1 protein-coding gene is annotated in these 2,038 nt (G+C 68.0%); it reads left to right on the top strand.

The window, feature by feature from the left end; all coding sequences use genetic code 11:
* Window positions 1-2,038, top strand: a 2,038-nt coding sequence (infB, locus tag WAL33_RS00525) for a translation initiation factor IF-2 (RefSeq protein ID WP_422177442.1), incomplete at both ends; no start/stop codon positions are given.

Here is a 2,038-nt window from a genome sequence, read left to right as displayed (position 1 = left end):
CGTCCGGGCGTCCCGGCCTCGGCTCCGGCCACCCCCGAAATCCAGCGCGCCACCCGCTCGGCGCCGCGTCCCGGCGGCGACGTCGGCCGCAAGCCGGACGACGAGGATGATCGCCGCAAGGCCGCGGCCCCCGGCAAGGCTGTCAGCCGCGCCAAGGGCGCCCCGGTTCGCCGGGAAGGCCGCCTGACCATCCAGACCGTGGCCGGCGACGGAGACTCCGCCGACCGCATGCGCAGCCTGGCCTCGGTTCGCCGAGCCCGTGAACGCGAGAAGGAAAAGCGCCGCGGCGGTCCCGCCGACGTGGTCAAGGTCAGCCGCGAAGTCGTCATTCCCGACGTCATCACCGTGCAGGAGCTGTCCAACCGGATGGCCGTGCGCGGCGTCGAGATCATCAAGTTCCTGATGCGTCAGGGCGTGATGCTGAAGATCAACGACGTCATCGACAACGACACCGCCGAGCTGGTGGCCACCGAGTTTGGCCACACCGTCCGCCGCGTGTCGGAAGCCGACGTCGAAGAAGGCTTCATCGGCGCCGAGGACATCGACGATCACCTGGAGCCCCGGCCCCCGGTCGTCACCGTCATGGGTCACGTCGACCACGGCAAGACCAGCCTGCTGGACGCGCTGCGCAAGGCCGACGTGGCCAGCGGCGAGCACGGCGGCATCACCCAGCACATCGGCGCCTACCAGGTGCGTCTGGAAAATGGCCAGAAGGTCACCTTCCTCGACACCCCGGGCCACGCGGCCTTCTCGCAAATGCGGGCTCGCGGCGCCAATATCACCGACCTGGTGATCCTGGTGGTGGCCGGCGACGACGGCGTCATGCCCCAGACGATCGAGGCGATCAAACACGCCAAGGCCGCCGAGGTGCCGATCATCGTGGCCGTCAACAAGATGGACAAGCCCGGCGCCGACCCGACCCGGGTCGTCAACGAGCTGCTGCAACACGAGATCGTGGTCGAAAGCCTGGGTGGCGACACCCAGATCGTCGAAGTCTCGGCCAAGACCGGCCAGGGCCTGGACGAGCTGATCGAGCGCATCCTGCTGCAGGCTGAAGTCCTCGACCTGAAGGCCAACCCCGACCGCATCGCCGACGGCGTGGTGATCGAGGCCAAGCTGGACAAGGGTCGCGGCGCGGTTTCGACCGTTCTGGTCAAGCGCGGCACGCTGAAGCGCGGCGACATCGTCGTGGCCGGCAGCCAGTTCGGCCGGGTTCGCGCCCTGCTGAACGAGCGCAATGAGCAACTGACCGAAGCCGGTCCCGCCACCCCGGTCGAGATCCTCGGCCTGGACGGCGTGCCCTCGCCGGGCGACCCCTTCGCGGTCGTCGAGAACGAAGCCCGGGCGCGCGAACTGACCGAGTACCGCATCCGTCTCAAGCGCGAGAAGTCGATGCATCCGGTCGGCGCGGGCGCCACCAGCATGGCCGACATGATGGCCAAGCTGCAGGACAAGAAGTACCGCGAACTGCCGCTGGTCATCAAAGCCGACGTGCAGGGTTCGGCCGAAGCGATCATCGGGTCGCTGGACGCCATGTCGACCGACGAGGTCCGCGCGCGGATCATCCTGTCGGGCGCCGGGGCGATCAGCGAAAGCGACGTGATGCTGGCCAAGGGCGCCGGCGCGCCGCTGATCGGCTTCAACGTCCGGGCCTCGGCCCAGGCGCGGGCGCTGGCCGAACGCGAAGGCGTCGAGATCCGCTACTACGCGATCATCTACGACCTGCTGGACGACATCAAAGGCGTGCTCTCGGGCATGCTGGCCCCGATCCAGCGCGAAACCTTCCTCGGCAACGCCGAAGTGCTGCAAGCCTTCGACATCTCCAAGGTCGGCAAGATCGCCGGCTGTAAGGTCACCGAGGGCGTGGTCCGCAAGGGCGCCAAGGTCCGGATCATCCGCAACGACATCGTCGTTCTGGAACTGGGCACCCTGGCGACGCTCAAGCGCTTCAAGGACGAGGTCAACGAGGTTCCGTCCGGCCAGGAGTGCGGCATGATGTTCGCCGGCTTCCAGGACATCAAGGTCGGCGACACCATCG

This window comes from Caulobacter sp. (assembly GCF_049283275.1).
Taxonomy (GTDB): domain Bacteria; phylum Pseudomonadota; class Alphaproteobacteria; order Caulobacterales; family Caulobacteraceae; genus Caulobacter.
Note: the sequence above shows the minus strand (reverse complement) of the source record. Positions and strands in the feature narration are given on the sequence as shown.